At 65.5% G+C, this 26,818-nt stretch carries 22 protein-coding genes; 10 read left to right on the top strand and 12 right to left on the bottom strand.

Annotation, left to right across the window (positions count from 1 at the left end):
* Nucleotides 1-86: 86 nt before the first annotated feature.
* On the bottom strand, nt 87-1,106 hold the full coding sequence (locus CXR29_RS15925) for a helix-turn-helix domain-containing protein (RefSeq protein WP_164742850.1): 1,020 nt from the start codon (nt 1,104-1,106) through the stop codon (nt 87-89).
* 127 nt (nt 1,107-1,233) lie between these two features.
* Between CXR29_RS15925 and fepB the strand changes: the two genes are divergently transcribed.
* Genes fepB through CXR29_RS15900 form a run of 5 tightly spaced genes read left to right on the top strand, consistent with a single transcriptional unit; the run spans nt 1,234 to nt 6,250 of the window.
* Nucleotides 1,234-2,232: a Fe2+-enterobactin ABC transporter substrate-binding protein gene (fepB, locus tag CXR29_RS15920; RefSeq protein WP_127365056.1), complete on the top strand. Its 999-nt coding sequence runs from the start codon at nt 1,234-1,236 to the stop codon at nt 2,230-2,232.
* A complete protein-coding gene (locus CXR29_RS15915; RefSeq protein ID WP_096161851.1) occupies nt 2,229-3,299 on the top strand; it encodes a FecCD family ABC transporter permease in 1,071 nt (356 codons plus the stop codon). Before fepB ends, CXR29_RS15915 begins: the two co-directional genes overlap by 4 nt.
* Nucleotides 3,296-4,429: a FecCD family ABC transporter permease gene (locus tag CXR29_RS15910; protein ID WP_127365055.1), complete on the top strand. Its 1,134-nt coding sequence runs from the start codon at nt 3,296-3,298 to the stop codon at nt 4,427-4,429. Before CXR29_RS15915 ends, CXR29_RS15910 begins: the two co-directional genes overlap by 4 nt.
* A gap of 23 nt (nt 4,430-4,452) precedes the next feature.
* Nucleotides 4,453-5,367, top strand: a complete 915-nt coding sequence (locus CXR29_RS15905; RefSeq protein WP_226823893.1) for an ABC transporter ATP-binding protein — start codon at nt 4,453-4,455, stop codon at nt 5,365-5,367.
* Nucleotide 5,368: 1 nt separating this feature from the next.
* On the top strand, nt 5,369-6,250 hold the full coding sequence (locus tag CXR29_RS15900) for a siderophore-interacting protein (RefSeq protein ID WP_096161849.1): 882 nt from the start codon (nt 5,369-5,371) through the stop codon (nt 6,248-6,250).
* Nucleotides 6,251-6,276: 26 nt separating this feature from the next.
* On the opposite strand, the gene CXR29_RS15895 is transcribed toward CXR29_RS15900, so the two are convergent.
* Nucleotides 6,277-8,208 (bottom strand): acetate--CoA ligase, encoded by a 1,932-nt coding sequence (locus tag CXR29_RS15895; protein ID WP_127365054.1) that lies wholly within the window; start codon nt 8,206-8,208, stop codon nt 6,277-6,279.
* A 154-nt stretch (nt 8,209-8,362) separates the two neighbouring features.
* Here CXR29_RS15895 and CXR29_RS15890 point away from each other — a divergent pair, with 154 nt between their 5' ends.
* The gene (locus tag CXR29_RS15890) at nt 8,363-9,646 is read left to right on the top strand and encodes a hypothetical protein (protein WP_127365053.1); all 1,284 of its coding nucleotides are present in this window, start codon (nt 8,363-8,365) and stop codon (nt 9,644-9,646) included.
* Between the two features lie 92 nt (nt 9,647-9,738).
* On the opposite strand, the gene CXR29_RS15885 is transcribed toward CXR29_RS15890, so the two are convergent.
* The 4 genes from CXR29_RS15885 to CXR29_RS15870 all read right to left on the bottom strand — a co-directional run bounded on the left by CXR29_RS15885 (nt 9,739) and on the right by CXR29_RS15870 (nt 15,689).
* A complete protein-coding gene (locus CXR29_RS15885) occupies nt 9,739-10,704 on the bottom strand; it encodes an NAD-dependent epimerase/dehydratase family protein (RefSeq protein WP_101554367.1) in 966 nt (321 codons plus the stop codon).
* 9 nt (nt 10,705-10,713) lie between these two features.
* Nucleotides 10,714-13,500, bottom strand: a complete 2,787-nt coding sequence (locus CXR29_RS15880; protein ID WP_101554457.1) for an alpha/beta fold hydrolase — start codon at nt 13,498-13,500, stop codon at nt 10,714-10,716.
* Between the two features lie 8 nt (nt 13,501-13,508).
* Complete coding sequence (locus tag CXR29_RS15875; RefSeq protein ID WP_101595354.1) at nt 13,509-14,537, bottom strand: 3-oxoacyl-ACP synthase III; 1,029 nt, start codon at nt 14,535-14,537, stop codon at nt 13,509-13,511.
* 123 nt (nt 14,538-14,660) lie between these two features.
* On the bottom strand, nt 14,661-15,689 hold the full coding sequence (locus tag CXR29_RS15870; protein WP_101554365.1) for a hypothetical protein: 1,029 nt from the start codon (nt 15,687-15,689) through the stop codon (nt 14,661-14,663).
* Nucleotides 15,690-15,930: 241 nt separating this feature from the next.
* Here CXR29_RS15870 and CXR29_RS15865 point away from each other — a divergent pair, with 241 nt between their 5' ends.
* Nucleotides 15,931-16,734: a 3-oxoacyl-ACP reductase gene (locus CXR29_RS15865; protein ID WP_127365052.1), complete on the top strand. Its 804-nt coding sequence runs from the start codon at nt 15,931-15,933 to the stop codon at nt 16,732-16,734.
* Between the two features lie 123 nt (nt 16,735-16,857).
* Here the strand turns inward: CXR29_RS15865 and CXR29_RS15860 are convergent, their stop codons facing one another.
* From CXR29_RS15860 to CXR29_RS15845, 4 genes are all read right to left on the bottom strand, one after another.
* Nucleotides 16,858-17,841: a hypothetical protein gene (locus tag CXR29_RS15860; RefSeq protein ID WP_241241497.1), complete on the bottom strand. Its 984-nt coding sequence runs from the start codon at nt 17,839-17,841 to the stop codon at nt 16,858-16,860.
* Between the two features lie 306 nt (nt 17,842-18,147).
* The gene (locus tag CXR29_RS15855; protein ID WP_127365051.1) at nt 18,148-18,717 is read right to left on the bottom strand and encodes a dienelactone hydrolase family protein; all 570 of its coding nucleotides are present in this window, start codon (nt 18,715-18,717) and stop codon (nt 18,148-18,150) included.
* 168 nt (nt 18,718-18,885) lie between these two features.
* On the bottom strand, nt 18,886-20,469 hold the full coding sequence (locus CXR29_RS15850; protein WP_101554363.1) for an FMN-binding glutamate synthase family protein: 1,584 nt from the start codon (nt 20,467-20,469) through the stop codon (nt 18,886-18,888).
* A gap of 123 nt (nt 20,470-20,592) precedes the next feature.
* The gene (locus CXR29_RS15845; protein WP_164742849.1) at nt 20,593-21,033 is read right to left on the bottom strand and encodes a TM2 domain-containing protein; all 441 of its coding nucleotides are present in this window, start codon (nt 21,031-21,033) and stop codon (nt 20,593-20,595) included.
* A gap of 222 nt (nt 21,034-21,255) precedes the next feature.
* Here CXR29_RS15845 and CXR29_RS15840 point away from each other — a divergent pair, with 222 nt between their 5' ends.
* The gene (locus CXR29_RS15840; RefSeq protein ID WP_127365050.1) at nt 21,256-22,647 is read left to right on the top strand and encodes an MFS transporter; all 1,392 of its coding nucleotides are present in this window, start codon (nt 21,256-21,258) and stop codon (nt 22,645-22,647) included.
* Between the two features lie 107 nt (nt 22,648-22,754).
* The gene (locus CXR29_RS15835) at nt 22,755-23,645 is read left to right on the top strand and encodes an enoyl-CoA hydratase-related protein (RefSeq protein WP_127365049.1); all 891 of its coding nucleotides are present in this window, start codon (nt 22,755-22,757) and stop codon (nt 23,643-23,645) included.
* Between the two features lie 83 nt (nt 23,646-23,728).
* Here CXR29_RS15835 and CXR29_RS15830 read toward each other — a convergent pair whose 3' ends face one another.
* The gene (locus tag CXR29_RS15830) at nt 23,729-24,430 is read right to left on the bottom strand and encodes an NUDIX hydrolase (RefSeq protein ID WP_127365048.1); all 702 of its coding nucleotides are present in this window, start codon (nt 24,428-24,430) and stop codon (nt 23,729-23,731) included.
* Between the two features lie 189 nt (nt 24,431-24,619).
* Here CXR29_RS15830 and cls point away from each other — a divergent pair, with 189 nt between their 5' ends.
* Complete coding sequence (gene cls / locus CXR29_RS15825) at nt 24,620-26,116, top strand: cardiolipin synthase (protein ID WP_127365047.1); 1,497 nt, start codon at nt 24,620-24,622, stop codon at nt 26,114-26,116.
* 106 nt (nt 26,117-26,222) lie between these two features.
* Here cls and CXR29_RS15820 read toward each other — a convergent pair whose 3' ends face one another.
* Nucleotides 26,223-26,618, bottom strand: coding sequence for a hypothetical protein (locus tag CXR29_RS15820; protein WP_025779019.1), 396 nt, complete (start codon nt 26,616-26,618; stop codon nt 26,223-26,225).
* Between the last annotated feature and the right edge of the window lie 200 nt (nt 26,619-26,818).

Here is a 26,818-nt window from a genome sequence, read left to right as displayed (position 1 = left end):
GTCTCGGGACGGAAGCGATGGACCTGCAGATGTTTGGTCGTCGCAGGTAAACGACCGGTGGGGCGATAGCCCAGTGGGAGAACGAGTCAGTCCTCTCTCGCCCTGACCTCGTGATGGGTGCTCGCTGGAAGGATGAGTGCCTCGCCACGGTGCAGGACCTTATGTCGGGCATCGACTGTGACGTCGACGGTGCCTCGATACACCCAGATCGCGACATGCGAGCCGTTGACTCTGGGCCAGGTCTGCGTCGGCAACAGGCGCGGAACCGGTGCCGTCCTGCTCTGCTCTCCTCCTTCCCGGGAAACAGGGAGCGTAGGGAATGTGGGTGTTCGGGCATCGTCGGCGCGATCTCGGTCGCTCTGTCGGAGACGGTGCCGCGCTTCTCTCGGGCTCTGATCCATGATTCGTCGGAATGCGCGGGAGAACGCGCTGGGATCAGCGAACCCGACACGGTGGGCAATGTGTTCGACGCTCAGATCCGTGGCCAGCAGATCCAGCGATGCGCAGACGCGCGCCAAGGTGAGCCAGGCGGAGAACGTCATTCCTGTCGCACCTTGGAATCTGCGTTGGAGAGTGCGCGGGCTCAGGCTCAATGAACTCGCCAGTTCGCCGAGAGTGTGAGGAGCGCTCGGATAGGCGAGGAGGAATCGAGCCAGCCGGTTGAGGTCCTCATCGACCGGCATCGGAGGAATCCTCTGGCTCGACTCTGCAGACTCGGCAACTCTCAGCGGGAGCGGGAGTTCGCCGAAATCTTCGACTGGGCGCAGGTAGCCAAGGCCCGCCGCGAAGCGAGACAAGACGATCGGCTCCCATTCGCGGGGGAGGCTGAAATGCTTGATCGTGGGCACCTCGGTGCCGGGGAGCCACGTCGGAACAGCAGTCGACCCGCGTTGAGTATTGGCGGAAACGGTGGCTCCGATTGGGATGAGCACCGCTTCGTCGGCGCCAAGCGACCAATCGCTTCCGTCGATGCGCACATCCGCCTGCCCGTGTACGACCCAGAAGAGCAGCGGTGCAGGCAGGTGTGCGATCTCCATGGCGGCGGCGGGCAGCCCATCGGGATCGAGGATGGCGGGCGAAGAGGTCTGTCGGGACTCTGCTGGCAAGAAGATGTCGCTTTCGGCACGAAACTGATGATGAGGCAACCCTAAGCTATTCGGCAGTCGGCCGAGTTGCCGACCGGCATCGAGACCAGTCGGTGCCCGAAATCTCTGACCGAAGGACAGTCCTCCCATGCTCGTTAGCCGGATTCATGCTGCGCTCGCGTTGACCGTGATCCCCTTGATGATCGCAGCCGCAGGCTGCGCTTCTCCCCAGCCTGACTCTGATGAAACTTCTGCGGGCGGAACGGGCGAATGGCCCCGCACCGTCGAACACGCAGCGGGGTCAACTGAGATCGATACCGAACCGCTGACGATCGTTTCGACCTCCCCGTCGTTGACCGGTTCTCTGCTCGCGATCGACGCACCGGTTACTGCGACCGCGACCGCGCTGCCGAGCACACTAGTCGACGACGTGGGCTTCTTCTCGCAGTGGGCTGACGTCGCGCACGATCGCGGCGTGGAGGTGGCCTACGAAAATCTCGAACTCGACCTCGACGCCGTCGACGAGTTGCAACCGGATCTCATCATCGGATCTGTGAACGGGGCAGATTCTGTGGCCGAAGCCTACGACCAGCTCTCCGATATCGCACCCACAGTTCTCATCGACTACGGCACGAAGGACTGGCAGGAGGTCACAACGGAACTCGGCAGCGTAGTCGGTCACGAAGACGCCGCGAAGTCAGTGATCGACGACTACGAGAACTGGGTAGACGCTCAAGCCGAGAAGATCGAGATTCCACAGCAGCCGGTGACCGCGCTTGTCTACCTCGGGTCCGAAGGTGTCTGGGCCTTTTCCAAAGACACGGCCCAAGGCCAGCTATTCACCAGCCTCGGCATCGACTACGCGGATGTCCCGGAGGACACTGCCACGTTCAAGGACGGAGTCGCTATGGTGAGTCCCGAAAACCTGCCGAAGGCATTCTCCGAGTCGAAATCGATCTTCGTCACCCCTGCCAGTTCCGCCGATGATGAAATCGAGTCCTTCACCTCGGATCCTCTGCTTTCAAACATCCCCGCGGTGAAGAACAAGCAGGTGTTCTCCGCAGGCGATGAATCATTCCGGCTCGACTACTACAGCGCGAAGCGAACAGTCGAACACCTCGTGGACAGCTTTGGTGCCACGAAATGACGTCTGCGGCGACCTTTGCGACCACGCTGAACAACAGCCGCACGGACTCCGCGAACACAACGAATGAACCGGTCAATGGGACACGGGCGAGTGTGCTCCTGCTCATCTGTGCGTGTGTCATCGTCGTCGCCGCGGTACTCGGGGTCGCAGTCGGTTCCCACTACATTGAGATCAGTCGCGTGCTGAGTGCGCTGAGCAGACCAGATCTCACCGATCCTGATCATGTCATCATCTGGAATTCGCGGATTCCGCGCTTGGCTCTCGGCATCGCGGTCGGAGCAGCTCTCGCCGTCGCGGGGGTGCTCATGCAAACCGTCACGCGAAACCCTCTGGCCGATGCGGGACTGCTGGGAATCAATGCGGGAGCCTCGGTCTCGGTGGTCGTCGGAATCGCCTATTTCGGAGTGGCGGGCACCCAAGCCACGGTGTGGTGGGCGCTCTTCGGCGCTGGATTCGCTGCTATCATCGTCTACGCCCTCGGCACTACTCGTGGACGTGCGGCAACTCCGGTTCGGATGGCTCTCGCCGGAGCTGCCTTCGCGATGGCGGTCGGTGCAGTGACGAGCATTCTGCTGATCAACAACGAGTCGACATTTCTGAAGTTCCGCTATTGGGTGGTCGGTACGCTGCAAGGGCGGCAGCTTGACGTCACACTGTCTGTCGCTCCCTTCATCGTTGTCGGCCTCCTGCTCGGGCTGGGACTGGTCCGGTCACTTGACGTCCTCGCGCTCGGAGATGAAACAGCCAAAGGGCTCGGTGCACGAGTCGGACTCACCCGTGCGCTCGCCGCTCTCGCAGTGATCGTGCTCGCAGGAGCGGCGACGGCAGCCGCAGGACCGATCGGCTTTGTCGGTCTGATGAGCGCTCATATCGTCCGAATCATCGTCGGCCCAACGCATGCGCGCATGGTGCCGTGTGCCATCGTCGTCGGTATCGCCCTCGTGCTCGCAGCCGATGTGGCCGGCCGGGTGGTCCTGGCTCCGAGCGAAGTCCAGACCGGCATTTCACTGGCCATCATCGGCGCGCCCGTCTTCATCATGGTCGTGCGCAGAGGAGGACTGGGATGAGGGGCTCTCTCACTTCAGCGGCCTCACGTCAGACCTACCCAGAATCAGAGAACGCGCGCCGCAGCCAGACACCCATCGCGCCCGCTGGACTGCAGCCCAGCGGTTCCGTCAGGAGGGCTGTCGTTCTCAGACTCGGGGCGATATCGCTGCGCATCGACCGCCGCAGCATCGTCGTCGGCTTTCTCCTACTTGCTGCCGTCATTGGCCTGGCTGTGCTCGGGCTCTATCTGGGCCGACCGCAGGAAGGAGCCGTCGGGGCGGTGAAGGCGATATGGGGTGACGGATCCGAACAGTTGGTGCGCAGCGTTCAGCAGCGACGGCTTCCTCGATTCCTCACCGCTTGCGCAGTCGGCGGATCTCTCGCCGCTGCAGGGTCGCTGTTCCAATCTCTGACCCGAAATCCGCTCGGTTCGCCCGATGTCATCGGATTCACCGCCGGAGCGGCGGCCGCGGCGGCCATCCACATCGCATTCTTCACTTCGACTGTCTGGACCACAGGACTGTTCGCCGTGCTGGGCGGGATGGCAGCGGCACTCGGCGTCTACCTGCTGGCCAGAAGATCCTCCCGAACAGGTGGGCTGCGTCTGGTGCTCATGGGCATCGGGACAGCGGCCCTTCTCACGGCTGTCACCGACGCAGTGATCGTTCGCGCCGACTTCTCCGACGCCCAGGCTCTGCAGCAATGGACAGCGGGATCCCTCACCGGACGCGGCTGGTCACACGTCGTGCTGACATTCGGAACCGCTCTTGCCCTGCTGCCCGCCCTCATTCCCTTGGCTCGTCGCCTGTCGGTGCTCGAACTCGGTGAGGAAGCCGCTGCGTCGCTGGGAGTCCGCGTGGAACGGCTGCGTCTGACCACTCTCATCGTCGCTGTCATCTTAGTCGGCACTGCTGTAGCCGCGGCCGGACCGATCGCCTTCATCGCTTTGGCCGCCCCTCAGATCGCTCGCGGCCTGGCCCGCAGCACTCAGGTGGGAATCTTCCTTCCCAGTTTGTGCGGTGCTTTCCTGCTGTCCGGTGCCGACCTGCTGTCCCAGGAACTCGAGATCGGTCTGCAGACGCCTGTCGGCCTCGTCACCAGTGTCCTCGGAGGACTCTATCTCCTCTGGCTGCTGGCGAGACGACTGTGAACTTCCCAGTGAAAGGAACTCCGATGCCACACCAGAATCCCCACAACATGGGTGCAGATCGCATAGAGCAGACGGCGCAGCTGAGGGTCGACAGTCTGCGCCTGGGCTACGGGGTGCGCGACGTCGTCATCGATCTCTCGGCGAACATTCCGCACAGAGGATTCACCGTGATCATCGGCCCCAACGGCTGTGGGAAGTCGACCCTGCTCAAGGGGATCGGTCGTCTCGTCCCCTGGAAAAACGGTGTGGTCACCCTGGGCGGAGCCAGCATTGCGAAGATGCCGCCTCGGCGCCTGGCTCGTCAGATTGCTCTGTTGCCCCAGTCGACGGGTGCGCCCGACGGCGTCAGCGTGTTCGATCTCGTGGCGCGCGGGCGGTTCCCCTACCAGTCTCTGCTGCGGCAGTGGTCGAACGACGATGAAGTGGCTGTCGAATCGGCGCTGGATTCAGTGGGAATGACCTCGCTGCGGGCCGCTCCTCTCGGAGAACTCTCGGGTGGTCAGCGCCAACGCGCGTGGATCGCCATGGCGCTGGCCCAGGAGACACCCATCATGCTCCTCGACGAACCGACCACGTACCTCGACATCGCGCATCAGCTCGAAGTGCTCGACCTGTGTGCACATCTCAATGAGCAAGGGCGGACCCTCATCGCGGTGCTGCATGATCTCAACCTCGCGGCCCGCTACGCCACACACATTCTGGCCATGCGAGACGGTCGTCTCCGGGCCGCCGGCGCGCCCACAGACGTGCTCACTCCCGATCTCCTCGCTGAGGTATTCGACCTTCAGGCACTGGTTCACACCGATCCCGAAACTGGCCGGCCCCTCATCATTCCGCGACGACGCAGCGATTCGCAACAGGACGAAGGCACTTCTGACCACCCGTTGACGCACCCTGTCCATCAACAACGCTCCCTGACCATCAGCGAAAGGAACTGAAATGGCACATGAAACGAGCACACGAACACTGACCGACGATGCCCGGCGAGCCTCGGCGAACAACAGAAGCGAAGAGGCCGCGCTGCGCGGAGCGGACCACGATCGCAATCTTCACGACTCGAGAGCGACGGTCACTCGGTTGGAGTATCCGTCCGAGCGCCTGCTGCGATTCACAGCTCGTCTGGAGTCCGGAGCGGATGACCCTGCGTGGGCGAGCCCGAACGTGACTATCAGAATGGAGCTCGGAGAGGACTTTGACGATGCTTCGCGGATCTACACGATCCGTGAATTCTCGGCCGCTTCCGCTGAAATCGTCGTCGATGTCGTGCTGCACGGCGAGTCGAGTCCCATGATGCGTTGGGCACGGAATGCGCGTATCGGCACGGTGATCGCCTTCCGCGGGCCCAGGCAACACTTCATCGTGCCTGAGGCCAAGGGGCGGAGAGCGGCGCTCTTTCTCGATTCGACCGCGATCCCGGCACTCTTTGCGATGGTCAAGCATTGGCCGACAGGGGTGCAGGGCACAGCGGTCATCGAATCGGATGACGAGGTGGCTGTGGCCGAACTCCAATGCCCACCGGGCCTCGAAGTCCTCACCGTAGTGCCGGGATCGGCGACCGGGCTCTCTGCCCATGCACGGATGCTCGAATCACCTGAGGACCACGTTGTCTGGGCCGCCGGGGAACGCGATGCAATGCGTGAGATCAGAAAGTACTTCCGGAAGGAAGTCGGCCTGGAGAAGGACGACGTCGCCGTCTTCGGCTATTGGAAGCGTGGTGTGACGAACACGGAGATCGACTCACAACGGCTTCGCGCCTACAAGGAACTCCTCTCTGACGGGGGCAACCTTGATGATCTCGATGATTCGGAGATCAGTATCTGACCGGGTTGCTCACCCGCCCGGGTGACTCAGCCGCGCGAGAGCACCGATGAGAGGTCGTCGAGCACTGCGCGGTCCTCGATCGTCGACGGAACTGCCGGATTCTCGGCGCCGTCGGCGATCTCGCGCATGGTCTTGCGCAGGATCTTGCCCGATCGGGTCTTCGGCAGCCCCGTCACGATGTCGACGCGTCTGAATGCGGCCACCGGACCGATCTCCTTGCGCACCAGCGCCACGAGTTCGTCGGTGACGGTGGCGGGATCGGCCGCCTCGGTGGAGTCGCCGAGCACGACGAGAGCACGCGGGGTCTGCCCCTTGACCTCATCGTGGACACCGATCACGGCGGCCTCGGCGACGGCCGGATGGGAGGCGACCACGGCCTCGATGATGCCGGTGGACAGGCGGTGACCTGCGACGTTGATGACGTCATCGGTGCGTCCCATGACGTAGACGTAGCCGTCCTCGTCCAGATAACCCGAATCGCCGGTGAGGTAGTAACCGTCGAAGGCGGCGAGATACGAGGAGATGAACCGCTCGTCATCACCCCACACCGTCGCCATCGTGCCCGGAGGCAGCGGCAGCCTGATGACGATGAGTCCTTCCTCCCCGGCCTCGACGGGTGTGCCGCCGGGGTCGACGACCTCGATCCGATACCCGGGCACCGGCTTCGTCGGTGATCCCGGCTTGAGGGGGAACCGGGTCAGCCCCAGAGGATTCGCCGCGATCGGCCACCCGGTCTCCGTCTGCCACCAATTGTCGACGACGGGGATGTCACGTCCGGTCGCCTCGGCGAGGGTCTTCGTCGTCCATTCGTACGTATCCGGGTCGAGCCGCTCGCCGGCGAGGAACTCCGCACGCAGGCTGGAGAGGTCGTACTTCTTCATCAGCTCGCCGTTCGGGTCCTCCTTGCGCACCACGCGCATGGCGGTCGGGGCGGTGAAGTGGACGTTGACCTTGTGCTGCTCGATGGCGCGGAAGAAGGCGCCGGCGTCCGGGGTGCCCACGGGTTTGCCCTCGTAGAGCACCGAGGTGACTCCCGCCAGCAGCGGTGCGTAGACGATGTAGGTGTGCCCGACGACCCAGCCGACGTCCGAGGCGGTGAACATCGTATCCCCCGGGTGCAGTCCGAAGATCGCCGGCATCGAGAACGCACCGGCCACGGCGTAGCCGCCGGAATCGCGGACGATGCCCTTCGGCTTGCCGGTCGTGCCCGAGGTGTAGAGGACGTAGAGCTCGTCGGTGGCCCTGACGGTCACCGGATCGATGCCCTCGGGCGTCTGGTCGAGCAGCTCGGCGTAGTCGAGGTCGTTCTCGCCGAGTTCGCAGCGATGTTCGTCGCGCTGGACGATGACGGTGAAGTCCGGTTTGTTCGCAGCGATCTCGATCGCCTCATCGAGCATCGGCTTGTATTCGAGGACTCGGCTCTTCTCGACCCCGCAGGAGGTGGAGATGACGGCCTTCGGTGCCGTGTCGTCGATGCGCACGGCCAGCTCGTTCGGGGCGAACCCGCCGAAGACGACGGAGTGGATGGCGCCGAGGCGGGCGCAGGCGAGCATGGCCACGGCTGCCTCGGGGATCATCGGCATGTAGATGACGACGCGATCGCCCTTGGCCACGCCCTTGTCGGCCAGGGCGCGGGCGAAGCGGGAGACCTCATCGAGCAGTTCGGCGTAGGTGATCGAACGGACGGTGTCGGTGACGGGCGAATCGTAGATGATGGCGGCCTGGTCGCCGCGGCCGTTCTCGACATGTCGGTCGATCGCGTTGTAGCAGACGTTGAGTTCGCCGTCGGGGAACCAGCGATAGATCGGCGCATTCGAATTGTCGACAGCCTTCGTCGGTTCGGTGATCCAGTCGATGCGGTTCCTGGCCTGCTCGAGCCAGAATCCGTCGGCATCGGCGGCGATGCGGGCGACGACGTCGTCGTAGCTGGGGGCGGCGGTGTCGGGTTGCGTATCCATATCCCCATTGTGACCCACGGCACAGAATCTCGCCGAGGTGGGGCCCGGATTCTTCGTCCTGCGCGTGAGGCGCCGCGGGGCTGAGAAGGATCGGTGCGGCACGAAAGTGGACCCATTTCCCTGCACTCGGACCAGGAGAGGGCACAATGGGGTTATGAGATTCCTGGTTGCACTGATCCTCGGCCTGGCCGTCATGTTCGGCCTGAACGCCCTCTTCGACTTCTTCTCGATGTCGCGGCCATTGGGCTCGATCCTCATGGGCGCGACCGTCGGCGTCACGATGCTCATCGTCCTCCTCATCTGGGAGGTCGTCCGCCCGACTCAGCCCAAGGGCGAGCTGGCGAAGGCTCAGCAAAGCGAAGAGGAGCGCGCTCAGGCACGTGCCGACCGACGTGCCCGACTCGCCGCCGAGGCGGGAGTGAGCCTCGAAGGCATCGACGGTGCCCTGCCGGGATCGACCGCCCAGTCCGCCGAGGCGACCTCGTCGGATGAGACGGACACCGCTGAGGCGGCCCCCACCGAGGGTGCCGATGCTCAGGCGGCTTCCACCGAGGGCGCCGACGCGGAGATGTCTCGCTTCGAGGGTGCCGATGCAGAGGAGGTAACCGCCGAGGAAGAAGGAGCAGGCGGTGAGTCCGCCGCAGCGTCTCCTGCCGAGGGGGAGGTCTCAGAGGGCGAAGCGGCTGACGATGCAGCCGAGCAGAACAATGAGTCAGATTCCTCCCTGGAATCCGACGGAGCCGAAGGTGACGAGGCCTCGACGGATGAGGAACGACCCGCCGAGTCAGCGAAGCCCGCAGTGGTCGTGAAGACCGCGGAGCCGGCCGCACCCGCAGAGCCGACAGACTCCGCCGAATCCGCACAGCCGGGCGACACCGACGCCGCCAAGGCCCACGCCGGCGGTGACACCGAAGCCGGAGACACCGGCGCTGACGCTGATGAACCCTCTCGGCCCGCTGAGAAGCCGACCGTCCAGACAGGGGATTCGTCCGAACTGCCGCCGCCTCCGCCGATGCCGCCGTCGTTCCCCGCCCGACCCACCGCCGCCCCGCAGGCCGATGTCGCCGAGGCACCGCAGGCCGATAGCGGCGACGCGACGAACGATGACGAGTCCGCGGCTCCGTCGCTGAATCAGGACGGTGTCAGCGACAGCGGGTCCGTTCCGGCTTCCAACCCGGATCCCGAAGGGCCGGCCGATGACCCAGTGACGCTCGACCCGGAGGAATACGACGAATCCGCCAGCGGATCCTCGCTCGAGGCACCTCCGACCGGCGAGCCCGGAATGTCGGCCGACGCGCTCTCCGGCAAGCTGCCGGACGAGGCCGACGAGTCCGCCGACACGGCCGGACAAGAGGCCGCCGATGACGACGCCGTTGATGCTGAGGCTCCGGAACGCAAGGGTCCCTCAGCCGAGGAAAACAACCAGTACCGGCTCTGAGCCGCAGTTGACTTAAGCCGCAGCTGGCCTGAGCCGTTACTGGCCCGCGTCGCTGCCGGAGCTGAACAGTCGAACTCTGCTGGCGAACCCGCTCAGGCGTAGTGTGCGGCGAGGATCCGCATACCCTCTTCGATGCTGACGCGGGGAGTCCAGTCGAGAACTTCCTGCGTCCGCCGCTGATCGAACCAATGCGCGGTCGACAGCTGTTCGGCGAGGAACCTGGTCAACGGCGGTTCGTCGTCGTGCTCTCCGAGTTCCCACACCTTCTCGACCACGGTTCCGGCCGCCAGCGCCGGCGACACCGGAATGCGCAGCTTCGGCTCCGACGCACCGCCGGCGATTGCGATGCGTGACATCAGCTCACCGATGGGTCGCGGCTGACCGTTCGTCACCACCAGCGCCTCACCATGAGTGGAATCGACCGCGGTCACCGCTGCGACGATCGCCTCGACGGCATTGTCGACGAAGAGCGTGTCGACCAGCGCCGCGCCCGATCCGAGCACCGGCATCCGCCCCGCACGGGCGCGATCGATGACCCGCTCCGTGAGCTGAGTGTCTCCCGGTCCCCACATGAGGTGGGGACGCAGGACGAGCACTCGGAAGTCAGGCGAGTCGGCGCCCAGGGCGATCCGCTCACCGGCGCCCTTCGTCCGCGCATACTCACCGCGAGCGAACTCCGGAGACGCGGGTTCGGCGCCGTCGCCGATGATCGACTCACCGGTATGAGCCACCGACGGCGATGAGATATGGACCAGGCGCTGTACGCCGGCGGCCCGAGCCGCATCGACGAGAGTGCGGGTGCCGCCGATGTTCACGGCCTCGAATTCCTTGGGGTCACCCATCATGGAGACCTTCGCGGCCAAATGCACGACCGCCTCGGCGCCGGTGACCGCCTTCTCAACGGCAGCCGCATCGGTCACCGACCCCACCACATCGGTGGCGCCGTCGACCCCAGAGGGGCGACGCTGCAGGGTCGTGACCTCGTGACCAGCGGTGACGAGCTCACGAGCGACGGACGAACCGAGCAGTCCGGAGGCTCCGGTGACGGTGATTCTCACTTCAACTCCTCAGACGCTTCCACGCACCGGCCCACCGGCAAGGACGCTGTCGGCCCAGGCGGCGAGGCGGGAACGGTCGATCTTCGAATTGTGGCGGATGTCGGTGGGGAATTCGGGCGCCACGAGCACCGCAGCCAGATCATGACCGCCAGCCTCGGCGACCGTCTCCCGCAGACGTTCCGTCAGGTCCAAGGGCGCAAGACCCGGTGCGAGCGAGGTGCCCTCGGCGTCGAGCACCGCCACGAGAGCCTGAGTGCCGACGGGTCCGATTCCGACGACGGAGCTGCGGCTGACCTGTGCGTCGGCGTCGATGAGCGCCTCGAGACCACCGGGTCCGACCGGCCCACGTGGCGTCGTGACGACATGCTGCAGTCGTCCTTCGAGCCACACCCGACCGGCGTCATCGATATGGCCGATGTCGTTCGTCCGGTGCCAGGTCAGACCGTGCAGATCATCACGCGCCGAAGCCGCAGTGGTGCGCCACAGGTTGTCGTAGCCGGACTTGATATGGGCGGCGCTGACGACGAATTCGCCGAGGCGGCCCTGTACGGCCGCGCCCTGCAGCAGCTCATCGGCCGAACGTCCCGACTCATCGATGGGGGCCAGGGCGAGTTCGACGCCGTCGATCGGCTGCCCCACGCAGACCCCGAGACCACCGGTGGCATCGGCTTCGGCCACCCCGTCGCGGTCGATGTCGGTGAGCAGCAGTCCCTCGGTCATGCCGTAGGGGGAGTGGATGGAGGCGTTCGGGAATACCTCGGCGATGGCATCCATGAGGTCGAGCGGCACGGGCGCACCCGCCGAGAGCACGAGTTCGACCCCCGCACACGCTGCCCGCTGCTGGTCGTCGAGCTCGCCGGCGGTCGCGGCGACATTCGTGTATGCGGCAGGGGAGGCGAAGACCATGGTGGCCCGTCCGGCGATGATCGCATCGGCGATCGCAGCGGCCGTGAGCGTCTTCGGTTTCGTCACCGACATGTCCGGTGTCACCGAGGTGGCCCCGATGGCCGGTCCCAACAGGGCGAACGGTGGGAACCCAGCCACCAGACCGGTGCCTTCGGTGACATTGAAAGTCCTGGTCAGCACGGCCGCCAGCGCGGAGATGTCCGCATGCGTATAGCGCACGCCCTTCGCCGGTCCTGTCGACCCGGAGGTGAAGAGGATCGCCGCATCGGCATCCGGTGACGGGGTCGGCAGCTCGGCCCGGTGCGGGGTGCGGGAGAGTTCCGTCAGGCTCGTCTCCGCCTTGAACATCCGCGAGCGCACAGGTCCGAGCGGACGCACGGAGATGCGTCGTCCCGGCCAGCCGAAGGCCCGCGCCAGAGTGAGTCCGGGCAGCTCGCCGACGATCCACTGCGGATCGGCCGAGGTGATCGCCCGAGTCATTCCCTTCGGGCCGAGTCCGGCATCGGCGACGACGGCGACCGCACCGATCTTCAGGCACGCATAGAGGGCGGCGGTGAGATTGTTGCCCGGAGGCACGAGCATGGACACCCGGTCCCCGGGCTTCACGCCGAGGTCAAGGAGGCCGTTCGCGATCGACGTCGTCACGTGCCACAGGTGCCGCCAGCTGATCTGCTGCGCCGGGTTCTGCGCGAAGTCCACCGAGGCGATCGCCTCGTCGTCACGGCGGGCATCGAGGATCGCCGTGACCGAGCGGACATCCGCGGATCCGTCGCCGGCGGCGGAGTCATCCGCGATATCGGACGCCGATCTCCTCGCCGACGCGGCTGTGCCCGACCGCGCGGACAATCCCTCCGCAGGGGCCGCCTCGGTGGGGGTGTTCGCAGTGGTGGGTGTATCGAACTGCGCGTCCAGCCAGTCGAGGACGAGTCCGGCCACATCGTGATCTTCGCTGACGAGGTGGGACGCCGTTTCGAACCGATGCACATCGGCCTGCGGCAGGCGCCGGCGCAGGTCCCGCAGATAGCGTTCGAGGAACACCGGGTCCTTCGGGCCCCAGACGAGCAGCGCCGGTTTGCCGAAGGCGGCGATGTCCCGGCCGATGCGCTGGAGCTCGGGATCGGAGGCATGCGTGTCGTCGACGGGGATGTCGGCGACGAAGTTGCCGATCGCCCACCGGTCTGCAGGTGTGCGGTACGGGGCGCGGAAGGCGTCCTTGGTTTCGGCAGCGAGATCGCCGAGTCCCAAAGTCGCGCGCAGGAACCCGTCGGTGAGCACGGTGGCCGCAGGCAGCATGGGCCCGGCCAAGGTCGCACGCAGCGGCGCGGGCACCGGGGCGTCCTCGGGCTGGTGGACGGCCGTATTGAGGCTGATCGCCGCGGACACCCTGTCGGTATTTCGGGCGGCCCAACCGAGAGAGAGGACTCCGCCCCAGTCGTGACCGATCGTCACGATCGGGTGGGTGGCGGATCCGGTGGCGGCCACCTCGGCGAACAGGTTGGAGACGACCGCATCGAAATCATTGAGGCGATCGGCGATGCGACGGACCTCGGCGGACTTCGGGGCCGGCATGGAAGAGTGGGCGAGCCGTTCGGAGAAGCCCATTTCGAGCTGGTCGGGGGCGATGAGCCGCCAGGCACGTCCGCCCGACAGAGCGGCGGCGATGGTGGCGCTGGCCAGCCGACGCCACAGGTACGACCAGGTGGGGTTGCCGTGGAGGGCGACGATCGTGCCCGCAGGCTTCACACCGGCCGCGGTCAGGGCGGGCAGCGTGTCGAGCACATGGAACGCATGCGTCCCGTCGGAGGTTCTCGCCTCGACGATCCGGGACCAGGCGCGGTCCCACTCGGGCAGCTGCGGGGGAATCGTGGCCGGCCGTGCAGGAAATCTCATGAAGGTCTCTACCACTCGATCTCGGTCATGGCGGTGTTGAGGCCGGATCCGACGCCCATGCACAGGATGCGGTCGCCGGGTCTGAGGTTCTCGGCCTCACGGGACAGGGTGATGGGCAGTGAGGCGGGGCCGACGTTGCCCAGCTCCGGGTAGGTCACCGGGATCCGGTCGGGGTCGAGGTTCGCGGCCCTTGTGATCGAATTCGTGTGCACATCGGAGACCTGGTGCATGACGTAGCGGTCCATCTCCCGCCAGTCCCACCCGGTCTCGTGGGCTTCCTCCCACGCGGCGACGACGAGTTCCATGCCGCCGGAGAGCAGCCCCTTCGTGTCGGTGAACATGCCGTTGTGGTCGCCGACGCACAGTTCGTGATGCTGGGTGGCCGCACGGGTGATCCCGCCGAGGATGCGGTGGCCCTCCGGATGCTTGTCGGCCGGCCCGAGGACGGCCGCGGCAGCGCCGGAACCCAGGGTCAGGGACGCGAATTCGTTGAGGTACTCCTCGCGGGTGATCTCCGGACGGTTGAGGCGGCGCAGCGTCGCGTCTTGGACGCGGGAGGCGTCTTCGCCGGCGACGATGAGGGCGTATTCGATCTGCCCGGCGTCGATCATGTTCGCGGCCAGGGTCATCCCATTGACGAATCCCAGGCAGGCGTTGGCGATGTCGAAGTTCATCGCCTGCGGGCCGAGCCCGATGCCGGCGTGGACGCCGACGGCCACGGACGGTTCCAGGTGCTCACGGGTCACGGAGGTGTTGACCATCAGTCCGATGGAATCGGGAGGGACCCCCGCCTCGGCGAGGGCCTTCTTTCCGGCCGTGATCGCACCCGCGGCGAACTGATGGGGCTCATCCCAGTTGCGGCGGGCGTACACGCCGGCGACTCGTTGGAGCAGACCCTGCGGCAGTTTGAGCGATGACAGCGTATCGGCGAGGCGGTCGTCGAATTCCTGGGAGGTCACTTCGTTCGGGGCCAGGGTCTCGGTCAGGCCGAGCAGGGCCACGTTCGAGTGCCGGAATGTTGCGTTGCCATTCGCCAATTGAGTAACTCATCCCTTTTCGGGTCGTTCGTCGGTGTCGATATCGGCCGCAGAGGCGCGCGCGTGACGCGTCACGACGGGGAATTCCGGACCTATCTTACCGCCCGGTTTCTGAGATGTTCCTCAGCGTGTGAACCAGGTGAAGCCGTCATAGAGCAATCCTGTGGCCGCGAGCACGGCGATGACGGCGAGAACGAGCGAGGTCACGGTGTGCGAGACCTTCGAGGTCTGAAAGCGCACGGCACGCGAATACGACATCGGGCGGTCGGTGACGTTGTGGCCGAACTGGGCGAAGATCCGCCAGTCCATGACGTCGACGAGCGACTTCGCGGCCAGGGTGAACACGATGATGCAGCCGATGCCCATGAACAGCAGGAACACGAAGCCGAGGAAGCCGAAGTCCTTGAAGAACGTCACGACCCGATCTCCGATGGCCATGGCGAACCCGGAGAACCCTTCGCTGAAGGGAAGCGGGGCGAAGGAGTCGGTGATGGAGTTCAGGCTCGTGCCATCGCGCTGGGTCTGCACGGCACCGATGTACATGAAGATCGAGGCCGCCAGGGCCACGAGGAGGTTGATGATGGTGATCGTCGCATTGTCGGGCCAGAAGTCCAGCGATTTGAGCGTGTAGGTCGCCGACAGCGCCACGCAGATGATCGCTCCGGTCAGGGCACCGATGGTGGCCGGGAGCAGGAGGTTGTTGAAGAACACGAAGGCGACGACGGCGATGAGCGCGGCGCCGAAGATGTAGGTGAACACCGCGAGGGTGTCACCGTTGGAGGAGGTCGCGGCCCGCCGGTTCGCTTCGATCATCTGGCCCGAGTACTGGATGTTGGCGGCGAGTTCTCTCTTCGTGGCCCGCGGCTGATCGGCGTCGACGTCGTCGTAGCCTTGGGCGTCGTAGCCCTGTGCGTTGTTGGGAAGCACACGGGTCTCATCCTCGCTGCTCCACGGGCGACCGGACTGGGAGTAGCCGGACTGGCCGTAGGGGTTCTGACCATACTGTGCCTGCGGGTAGCCGTCCTGAGCACCGGCTCCGCCGTTGGGATTCCGGGGCTGCCATCGTCCGAGCTTCGCTCCGATGAAGTAGATGACGAAGACGACGAGAGCCGCGAGGACTCCGATGGAGATGCCGGCGCCGAGCTCGTTCATAAGGGTGACTTCCTGGGGATGGACAACGGTGGTCTTCTTGTCAGTCTATGGACTCATGCCGCTCAGAGCACGTTTCGCGGCGCATATGCGCGCGGCTCGGAGCGATCGGCTCCGTGCTGAAGGGGATGCGAACATCGCCTTCGCGCATGACTCCGTGCTGGCGCAGCTCCGTCCTGGCGTATGCGGTTCCTGGGTATGGTGGGGTCAGGATCCGCCCACCGACGTCCGAAGGAGACACGCGATGAGCAACCCCCAGGCATTCACCTCCGAGGCCCTGCCTCTCGACGAGCAGGTCGTGCTTGTCACCGGATCCGGACGCGGCCTGGGCGCCGCGATCGCGAAGGCCTTCGCGCCGGAGGGTGCGGCGCTGGTCATCAACTACCGGTATTCGGCCGAGGCCGCGGAAGAGCTCGCCGAGGCGGTCCGCGCTCGCGGTGGGCGCGCCGTGGCCATCGAGGCCGACGTCACCGACTCCCGCGCCGTCGACGCCATGTTCGAGACCGCGGCAGCCGAGTTCGGAGCTCCGGTATCCACTGTCGTCAACAACGCCCTCGCCGACTTCTCGTTCAACGGCGATGAGCGCCAGCCGGCCGACGAGATCGACTATTCGGATTTCGCCGACCAGTTCCGCGGTTCGGTCGAAGGTGCGGTCAACACGATCCAGGCCGCGATGCACGGCTTCCGCGAGCTCGGTTCCGGCCGCGTCATCAACATCGGCACCAACCTGTTCCAGCATCCGGTCGTGCCGTACCACGACTACACGGCCGGCAAGGCGGCGCTCCTGTCGCTGACGAGGACGTTCGCGAAGGATCTCGGCCCGGCCGGGGTGCGGGTGAACATGGTCTCCGGCGGACTGCTGCGCACCACGGACGCCTCCTCGGCGACACCCGAAGCGGTCTTCGACCAGATCGCCGCCGCCAGCGCTCTGCGACGGGTGACGACTCCGGAGGACTTCGCCTCGGCGGTGGTGTTCTTCGCCTCTCCCGCTTCGCGTGCGGTGACCGGCCAGAACCTCATCGTCGACAACGGCCTCGTCATGGGGTGACCGGTCCCGCCGCAACGTAGAGCGAACCAACTCAGCTCGCCGACCGCTCGACTCCGCGTCGAGCGCGCGGCGTATAACTTGATACAGCGACGCTGAGATGAGCGGTCGGCGGAGAAGCCGTGGTCATTTGCCGTGCTGGTTGAGTTCGCTCTTCGCCAGCGTGTCCAGCTCAGCTTTGATCTTGATGAACTCATGGGGTCGGAACAGGTCCGCCCAGACGAGATTGACGATGCGGAACCCCGCGTTGAGCAGCTTCATGTGCCGTTCATGGTTCTTCTTGCTGGCCTCATCGGGGCTGTTGCGCCCCATGAAATACTTTCCGACACCGTGGCATTCGACGATCAGTCCGTATCTCTCGTGGCGGAAGTCGTTGCGGCCGAGGAGATTTCCAGCCGCGTCGCAGGTCTCGACCTGGGGGATCATTCCGGTGATGTCGAAGCGATAGAACTTGACGGCAGTGATCGATTCTGCGGCCGACTCGTGGTTCGCATCCGCGAGGCTGATGGCAAGAGCGGCGGTGCGACAGCCTCGGTGGGCCGGTGGAAGGGCGGTTCGCAGTGCTGCTTTGGTGACCAGCCGCCGGCGAAGTGCGTCCGAGAGCAATGGGACCGAGAACTCGGGGTCGTATTCGCGAGCAATGTCCACGAGAGTCCTGAGCAATGTCGTGACGGGGAGTCCTCCGATCGAACCGACGTCGCTTGGAGGCAGGTGCCGATCACGAATGTGGAGAGTGTCGCTGCTCCGGCGAGTTCCGGGCCGGATCATCTCGCACTTGTCGACTGCGGGGAACGGTGGATCGAGACCATGTAACAAGGCCGCTGACACATGGGAGAAGACTGCGTCGGGCAGCCGGTCATCAGCGTACGACCGGATCAGGGACTTGAGGTTCTCGGATGCGTCTCGGATGTCACCGAAGACCTGTGGGTACGAGGTCGAGGATGCCGAGTGTACGTCCTGCAGCACGGCGTGAGCCTGCTGATCACAAGACCAGGTGAGGACGAATTGGCCACGTCGGACCCTCTGCAGACAGCACTGCAGAGCCTTGACGATGTCCTTGTGCGCGAAGCCGAGGCTGCGAAGTCTCTTGGTGCTGAAGACGGTCACCATGACAACAGTGTGCCTTCATGGAATTCAAATGGCAATAAAATTCAGCAAATGGAATCAAACGAATGCATGTGAGGGCGATCAGCTCTCATCTGCAAGGGACTGATTTCGCCGACCGCTCGACTCAACGTCGCTGTATCAAGGTATGCGTTGAGCGCTCGACGCTGACTCGAGCGGTCGGCAAGGAGGTGGAGTGCTGAGGTGATCGGTCGACGGCAGCATGAGCGCTCGGCGCTGACGTGAGCGGTCGGCGCTTCCACCGCGAGGAGGCCGGCCAGCGAGGACGACCCCGATGGTGAGTGGAGGACCTCAGAAGCGGTCGAGGAAGGCCAGGGCCCGCTCAAAGAGGAGTTCGGCGCTGTCTTCGCGGTAATCCGGGGTCGTCGGGTCGCTGAACAGATGGGTGTTGCCCGGGTAGAGGAAGTACTCTGCCTGCGCGCCGGCCCTCGCAGCGGATTCCATCAGGGTCTCGATCGTGCCCGGGCTGCGCCACGAGTCGTCGACGGCGAAATGCGCCTGGACCGGCACACCGGCCTGCCAGCGCGTCGGCTTCGGGAATCCGCCGCCGTGGAAGAGCAGGACGCCGCGAGCGCGCGGATCGTTTTTGCCCATCTGCTGCGCGAGCGCGGCTCCCAGCGACAACCCGCCGAAGACGAGGTCGTCGCCGAGATCCTCGCACTCCTCCTTCATCCGATCCACGAGGCTCGAGAACCCGACCTCCTGGGAGTGGGCGACTCCCGCTTCGGCGGTGTCGAAGGTTCTGCCCGCGTAGACGTCGGGAGTGTGGACGGCATACCCGGCCAGTGCGAAGCGTTCGGCGACGGCATCCATTCCGGACGTCCGTCCCAGAGCCGAGTGGAGAAGGACAAGGGTGGTCATCGAGTTCCTTTCGGAGGATCGGCGAAGTCGACAAGGCGCTTGGAACCGAATGGTCGACGTCAATCGGCGGAGCCGAGTGACTGACCGTGCGGCCGGAGCCGAATGGTCAGGTCAGCGTCACGCGTCCGGTAGCTGGGGAGGCCGGAGCCGAGTGACCGCCTCGGCGGATCAGCGGCTGTGTCCGCGGGGGATCGAGAATGTGTCGGCGCGAGCCGTGGACCAGTCGTCGGCCCACTCCGAGGGGGTGTCGTCGAGGAGTTCGCCGGGCTTCAGCCAGTCGTAGAGGCGGGCATAGGACCAGGACTCGGAGGCCGAGACATTGCGACGCAGCATCGTCGGTTCGAGCTCATCCGGTGCGGCCGCACCCATCGACGCCATGAGCCGGACCGCCTCGGCGACGACTCCGTCGTGATAGTTGCGCACCCGTTCGGCCTTGGTGGGCACGTCGATGGCGCGGGCTCGCCGCGGATCCTGAGTGGCGACGCCGACGGGACATTTGCCCGTGTGGCAGACCTGGGCCTGGATGCAGCCGACGGCCATCATCATGGCGCGGGCCGAATTCGTGAAGTCCGCACCCTGGATGAGGCGTTTGACGATATCGGTGCCGGTGGCGATCTTGCCCGAGGCGCCGACCCTGATCTTCTTCCGCAGCCCCGCGCCGACGAGCGCGTTGTGCACGATCATCAGCCCCTGGGTCAGCGGCAGACCGACATTGTCCTCGAACTCCAGCGGTGCCGCACCGGTGCCGCCTTCGGAGCCGTCGACGATGATGAAGTCCGGCAGGATGTTCGTCTCCACCATGGCCTTGACGATCGAGAGGAACTCCGTGCGCGAACCGATGCACAGTTTGAAGCCGGCGGGCTTGCCGCCGGAGAGCTCACGCATCTGCCGGATGAACACGAGCAGCTCGATCGGGGTCGAGAACACCGTGTGTCCGGGCGGGCTGATGCACGTCTGGCCGACGGGGATGCCGCGGATCTCCGCGATCTCCTCGGTCACCTTGGCCCCGGGCAGCACACCGCCGATGCCCGGCTTCGCTCCCTGAGAGAGTTTGAGCGAGACCATCTTCACCTGGGGGTCCCGAGCCTTCTCGGCGAAGACCTCGGGGGAGAACTGTCCTTCCGGGGTGCGGGCGCCGAAGTATCCGGTGCCGAGTTCCCAGATGAGGTCGCCGCCGTGCTCACGGTGATACGGCGAGATCGATCCCTCACCGGTGTCGTGGGCGAATCCGCCCAGTGCCGCTCCTTTGTTCAGGGCACGGATGGCGTTGTTGCTCAGCGAACCGAAGCTCATTGCCGAGACATTGAGCAGCGAGATGTCGTAGGGCTGAGTGCAGTCGTCACCGCCGATGCGCACTCGCGGCGGACGCGGCGGATTGGGGATCGGCATATTCGAGTGCATGAGCGACTCGTAGCCGGCACGGTCGACATCGCGCTCGGTGCCGAACGCGTGCTCGGAGTGGGTGCCCTTGGCCCGTTCGTAGATGGTGGTGCGAGTGTCGCGGCTGAATGGGCGACCGTCCCAGTTGCGTTCGATGAAGTACTGCTGGATCTCCGGCCGGATCGACTCCAGCAGGAATCGGGCGTGCCCGGCGATCGGATAGTTGCGCAGGATCGAGTGCTTCTTCTGCGTGAGATCCCATGCGGCGAGTGCGCCGAACCCGAGCGCCGAGGCGGCCGCCGCCGCCCCCGCGATCTGTTTGCCTGCCGAGTCACCGGTGACCATCCTGACAATGGGGAATTGCCGTTTCATTGTGCCTCCTTGAACTGTTCTGACTTCGAGCCTAGACCCGGGAGACGCAGATTTCAGGAAAGGCAGACCTGAGACGGTTGTGAACAGTCGGCGAAGCGCATCGGAACAGGCGTGGGAAATGCGTCAGAACAGAGAGCTCAGCAGCGCCGTGACCAGCTCGTCGACCTGCATCGAATAGGCGACGATGAGGGTGAAACCGGTGGCGATCCACGCGATCTCCTTGTCCTGAGCGTAGCCGCGCAGCGGAGCCCGCCCATAGCGCAGACCGCCGGCCAGAACGATGCCGAGATCGATGATCCACCAGATCCCCAACCCGCCGAGGCTGAGCAGCTTGAGCGCGCCCGTGAGGTACCGGCCGGTGTAGAACCGGTCAAGACCGAGGACGCCGAAGAGCATCGACAACAGCCAGGTGATGACGAAGGAGCGGTTGCCGGGAACGTCCGTGTGCCGACCGTCGGTCGGCGCGAGCGATTCCAGGGACGAGGTGGGGACGCCGGGGGAGGGCGCGGCAGGGCGGTTTGCGGGGTCTGCGCTGAGTGCGGGAATCTCGCTGGTCGCCGTCATCGCTGGCACGTCCATTCACTGCTCGTCGAACTTCTGGTTTCAGCCTATGAAACGTCGGGCCGCCTCGGCGATGGGGTTATCCTCCACATCCCCGCGGTGCCGTGCGATCGTGCGGGTGCACAGACATCGAGGGCCCACAGGCATCCGCGGTGTCCGGACTCACGCGGTCCGGGACTCGGAATCGTTTGAGCGGGTGCTTCTCGGAGGCATAGCGTTGGACTCATGAGCACAGGTGAGCCGAGTCCGACGAGCACTCGGCGAACCGTCGCTGCAGTTTTCCTCGCGGGAATCGCCGTCTTCCTCGTCCTCTACGAGACTCAAGGGCTGCTGCCGGCGATCCGAGACGCCTACGGAATCGACGGTCCGACGGCGAGCCTGACCGTGTCCGCGACGAATGTGGCCATGGCCTGCTTCCTCATCCCGTTCTCGATGCTCGCCCCGCGCATCGGCCACGCTCGCCAGATCGGTGCGGGAGTGATCGTTGCGGCGATCCTCGCGCTCGTCCTTCCCTTCACCCCGACCCCGGAGCTGCTCATCGCCGTCCGGTTCCTCCAGGGACTGGCGATCGCCTCGGTGCCGGCCACGGCCATGGCCTATCTGTCCCTGCGCCTGCCGCCGGCCGCGCTGCCCGGAGCGATCGGGGTCTACATCGCCGGCAACACGATCGGCGGACTGTGCTCGAGGCTGCTCACCGGGCTGGCCTCCGAGCTCCTCGGCTGGCACGGCGGACTCGCATTCACCGCGATCGTGTCGCTGGCCTTCGGCCTCATCGTCGTCTGGCTGCTGCGCCACGACCTCTTCTCCACCGGCCGCAGCCGCGCCGTCCTCGACACGGACGATTCCGGTCCGCCCGATGCGGATCCCACCTTCACCGAGGCGGCCGACCCCGACGCTGTCACCGCAGGTGACGGCAGTGCCAGCAATGCTCTCGTCGACGGTGATGGCGTCCCGGCCGCCACCGATGAGCCCGCCGACGACGCTTCCCTCTCTGCCGGCACCGCCGCCGACGACGGTGGGGCCGGGAGTGCGCGGCCGCCTCGGCGAGCGATTCCGCTGCGCGGGGGACTGTGGCGGATCTATCTCACCGGGTTCCTGTGCATGATCGTCTTCGGCGGATCGTTCACGATGCTCGGCACCCGCCTGCAGCAGGATCCGTGGCACCTGAGCGAGGGCGCGGTCGCCCTGTTCTTCCTCATCTATCTCGTCGGCACCGTCGTCACCACGTACTACGGCCGCCTGGCCACGCAGTACCCGCGCGTCCGGATCACCTTGGCGGGAATGGTCATCGCGCTCGTCGGCGCGGGACTCACGCTCGTCGATTCGCTCGTGGTGATCGTCATCGGCATGTCGCTGCTCACCGCCGGATTCTTCCTCGGCCATACGGGTGCCTCCGCGGCAGCCAGCGCGGCTCGGCCGGGGGTCGACTCGACCCGATCCGCGGCTGTCTACCTCACCGTCTACTACCTGGGCACGAGTCTCGGCGCCTGGCTCTCGGCGGTCCTCTTCGCTCACTTCGCCTGGTCCGGGGTCGTCGGCATGTGTGCGGCGTCGCTGATCGCCGTGTTGGTCTTGACGTTGACGGCAGCTCCGATAGGGTTCAGGAAACGCAGCTGATCGCTCGTTCAGCGGCGCCGGGGCCGGCACCGCGGAGCCTGCGATCGCAGCGTGTTCCTTATCCGCCGGCTGCCCTTGCGCCGGTCACGTCTTCGAAAGGCCAGCTCATGCCCGAGACCACCAACTCGACCGTCGTCTATGCGATCACCGACGGCGTCGCCCACGTCGAGATCGACCGTGCCGACACACTCAATTCGCTCACCCGTGAGGTCTTCGAAGACCTCGTCGAGGCGGGGCTGGCGCTGAAAGGTTCGAGCGAGATCAAGGCCGTGGTCCTGTCCGGTCGCGGTCGTGCCTTCAGCGCCGGCCTCGACTTCACCGAGCTCGCCCGGATCGCCGAGGCGGGAGCCGCGACCCGCTCATCCGCTGAGGAGGCGGCCGCCGGGGAAGCGGCCGCCGAGGGCGGGGAGGGCGGGGAGTCGGACTCCGTGGCCACCGCCGTCGATCTCGGAGAGCGACTCGGCTCGGCCCGGGCGCTGGCACAGAAGGCCGTGCATGTGTGGTCGCTCGTCGACGTTCCGGTCATCGCGGCGGTACGCGGGCCGGCACTCGGAGGCGGACTGCAGATCGCCCTGGGCGCGGACATGCGCGTGGCCGGACCCGATGCGAAGCTCTCCCTCATGGAACTCAACTGGGGCATCATCCCCGATATGTGCGGCACGCAGCTGCTGCCGCGCCTCGTCGGACCGGCTCAGGCGAAGAAGCTCATCGTCACCGCCGACACGATCGGTGCCGAGGAAGCTCTGCGCATCGGCCTCGTCGACGAGGTCGTCGAGGATCCCATGGCCCGGGCGCTCGAGCTGGCCGGGCAGATCGCCGCCCGGTCTCGGTCGGCGCTGGTGTGGGCGAAGCGTCTCGTCGACCTGTCGTATGACTCCGACCTCAGCACCGGACTCGATGCCGAACAGGAAGCACTGGCCGAACTGTTGGGCACCGACGAGCAGAAGCAGGTCGTTGCCGCTCGCCTGGCCGCGATGAAGGCTCGCGCCAAGGCCTGAAGTCGGGTACTCCCGCGTCCTGCTGCGACCAGCGGGATGCTGGGCTCAGATGCGGGCAGCAGGACTCGGGCGAAGAGCCGAACTCAAGAACCGCGGTTGGAGGGGAACTCCGGGCGGACGGGGTCGATGATCCTCTCGGCGGCAACCACCTCGGCGACGGTGGAGAACCCCGCGAGCTCACGCAGCAGCACGAACGTCGGACGCATGAGCTTCAGCCGTCGGGCCCCCTCATCGGCGAGGATCCCGGTCACGGAACGCCACTCGCTCGTGTGTGCCTCCGTCGTCTGATGCTGGGCGGCGGCGAGTTCGGGAGCCGCGATCGTATAGAAATACGTATCGAAGCGCTTGGGCCGACCAACCGGAGTCACCCAGTTCGCCCACGGTCTGAGCCCGGCCGGGTCGAGGACCGCGCCCGTCTCCTCTTCGACCTCGCGCACGGCGGTGGCGAGCAGTACACGCCACCCCTCGGCATCCTCGGCGATGGTCGATGCCGACCATGCGGAGGTGTGCACCTGCGGATCGGGGACGGTGATGGTCGGTGCGATCGTGTGATCGATGGGGTCGACGCGACCGCCGGGGAAGACGACGACGCCGGCGGCGAAATCCATCGTCGACACCCGGTGCTGGACGAACACCTCGAGTCCTTCGCCCCTGTCGCGGAGCATGAGCACGCTGACGGCGGGCTTGATCGGGACCGCCTCGGCGTCGGCGATATCGGGTCCGCGGCTCGCGCTGTCGGCGGTATCCGAACGGTCGGAACCCTCGGGGTTGATGTCTCGAATCACGTTCAGCACCTTCGCTCTCAGCAATTGATGTCACCGTCCAGTATGCCCGGGATTGGTCAGACGGCCGACGGCGGGGTGGGCCGGATGGGCCCGGGACGGGCAGGATACGATGGGGGACAATCTGACATCCTCCAGCGGAGGCCGAATACCTCAGCTGTGACGAACAGGGCGGAGCTGAACGGGCACTATATGAGCAGTTTCGGGATCTATCCGTTCTTCACCATCGACCAGGCGTGGCCGAACTGGCTGATCATCATCCTGCTGTTGATCGACCTGATCATCCGCATCATCGCGCTCGGCTGGATTCCGCACAACCGCAGGCCGTCGGTCGCGCTCGGCTGGCTGCTCGCGATCTTCCTCATCCCCTATGTGGGCATCGCGGCGTTCCTGCTGCTGGGTTCGGCGAAGCTGCCCAAGCGCCGGAGAGACAAGCAGTCGCAGATCAACGATCTCATCCGGGACCAGCTGCGCAATCGGGCGATCATCGGGCAGAGGGACCATATGCCCGAACCGCTGAGCACCGCCGCGCAGCTGAACTTCGACCTCGGCGCTCTGCCGATGACGCACGGCAACGGCTTCGAACTCCACGTCGACAATCACGCCTGCATGGAGGCGATGGCCGATGCCGTCGACCGGGCGAAGAGGTTCGTGCACTTCGAGTTCTACATCGTCGCCATCGATGACACGACGCGGCGGCTGCTCGAATCGCTGCTGGCCGCCCACCGGCGCGGAGTCAGCGTGCGCATCCTCATCGACCACGTCGGATCGCTGGGATATCCGGGCTATTCGGATCTGGTCAAACGGCTCGACGCCTCGGGCGTCAGCTGGCGCCGTGCGCTGCCGATCCGCCCCTGGCGCGGCGAATACCAGAGGCCCGACCTGCGCAATCACCGCAAGATCCTCGTCGTCGACGGGCAGGTCGCGTTCACCGGTTCGCAGAACATCATCGACCGCACGTACAACAAGGCCCGCAACCGTCGGAAGGGCTTCCAGTGGAAGGACTTGTCGGTGGAATGCCGGGGGCCGGTCGTCGAAGAGCTCGATGCCGTGTTCATCGCAGACTGGTATTCGGAGACCGATGAGATCCTCGACGAACCCGACAGCTTCGAACTCGAGGCCCCCGAGTTCGGTGGCATCCAGGCTCAGATCGTGCCGTCGGGTCCGGGGTTCGAAGACGAGAACAATCTGCGCCTGTTCAACCACCTCATCTACAACGCGAATCACCGGGTCGTCGTCTGCTCACCGTATTTCGTGCCCGACGAATCGCTGCTGCACGCGCTGACGACGGAGGCCAGATCCGGGGTCGATGTGCGCCTGTACGTCGGTGAGACGAGCGAACATTGGCTGACCCACAAGGCGCAGCAATCCTATTATGACGAGCTGGTGCGGGCCGGGGTGCGGATCTTCATGTACCACGCTCCGACGGTGCTGCACTCGAAGTTCCTCATCATCGACGACGACGTTTCGATCATCGGTTCGTCAAATATGGACGAACGGTCATTCGCGATGAACCTCGAGGTCACCCTCTTCATCGTCAACAAGGAATTCACGCAGCGCATGTATGACCTCGAAGCCGAACGCTACGCGCCGAATTCGGTCGAACTCAATGCCGAGGAATGGGAGGCGCGACCGATGCTGAAGAAGTATGTGGAGAACGTGGCCCGCCTGACGAGCTCACTGCTGTAGACGCCGGAATCCGCAAACAGCACAGAAAAAGGTGAACAGCCCAGTTTCCAACATGGGCTGTTCACCTTTTTCTGTGCTGTTGCCGACTGACTCAGCCAGCCGATTCTCAGTCGTCGTCGGCGACTCCGGCCGGGCCTTCGTCGTCGAGGTGACGCTCGGGATCGGCAATCGTGTCCTTCGCCTTCGGTGACGGCGAGTGCTTGGCGGCACCGCCCGATGCCTTCGCGCCGGCCGAATCCTCGTCACCGTCGAATTCGGAGACCGGAGTATTCGTGGCTGCGGCGGCATTGACCTTGTCGGCCGCGGTCTGCACGGCATCGGCGACGGCCGGCGACTTCTCGCGGATCGACTGGTTGGCTTTTTCCACGGTGTCCTGGACGCGCGGGTCGGTCCACAGTTCCTGAGCCTGGGCCTTCAGCCGTTCGTAGCTCTGGCGCCCGGTGCGTGATCCCAGGATGAATCCGACTCCGAGACCGGCCAGGAGAATCAATCTCTTCTTCATGGTCTTGCTCCTCTTCGCAACTCGACGTCACCGTATTCGGCTCTGCTGTGCGACACAGGTCCGGGCAACGATGTGGCCGCGCACGGGCTCTGTGCCCTCTGGAACCACCTTATACCGAGTGGGGCCCGTACGGGTATGGATTGCGCCGCTGAAGCGGATTCCCCACGGCCACCGGGCCGGCACGCGGTGATTGCGATTGT

The organism is Brevibacterium linens, assembly GCF_003999335.1.
Classification (GTDB): domain Bacteria; phylum Actinomycetota; class Actinomycetes; order Actinomycetales; family Brevibacteriaceae; genus Brevibacterium; species Brevibacterium linens.
The sequence above is the reverse complement of the archived record's forward strand: the minus strand, read 5'-3'. Positions and strand labels throughout refer to the sequence as shown.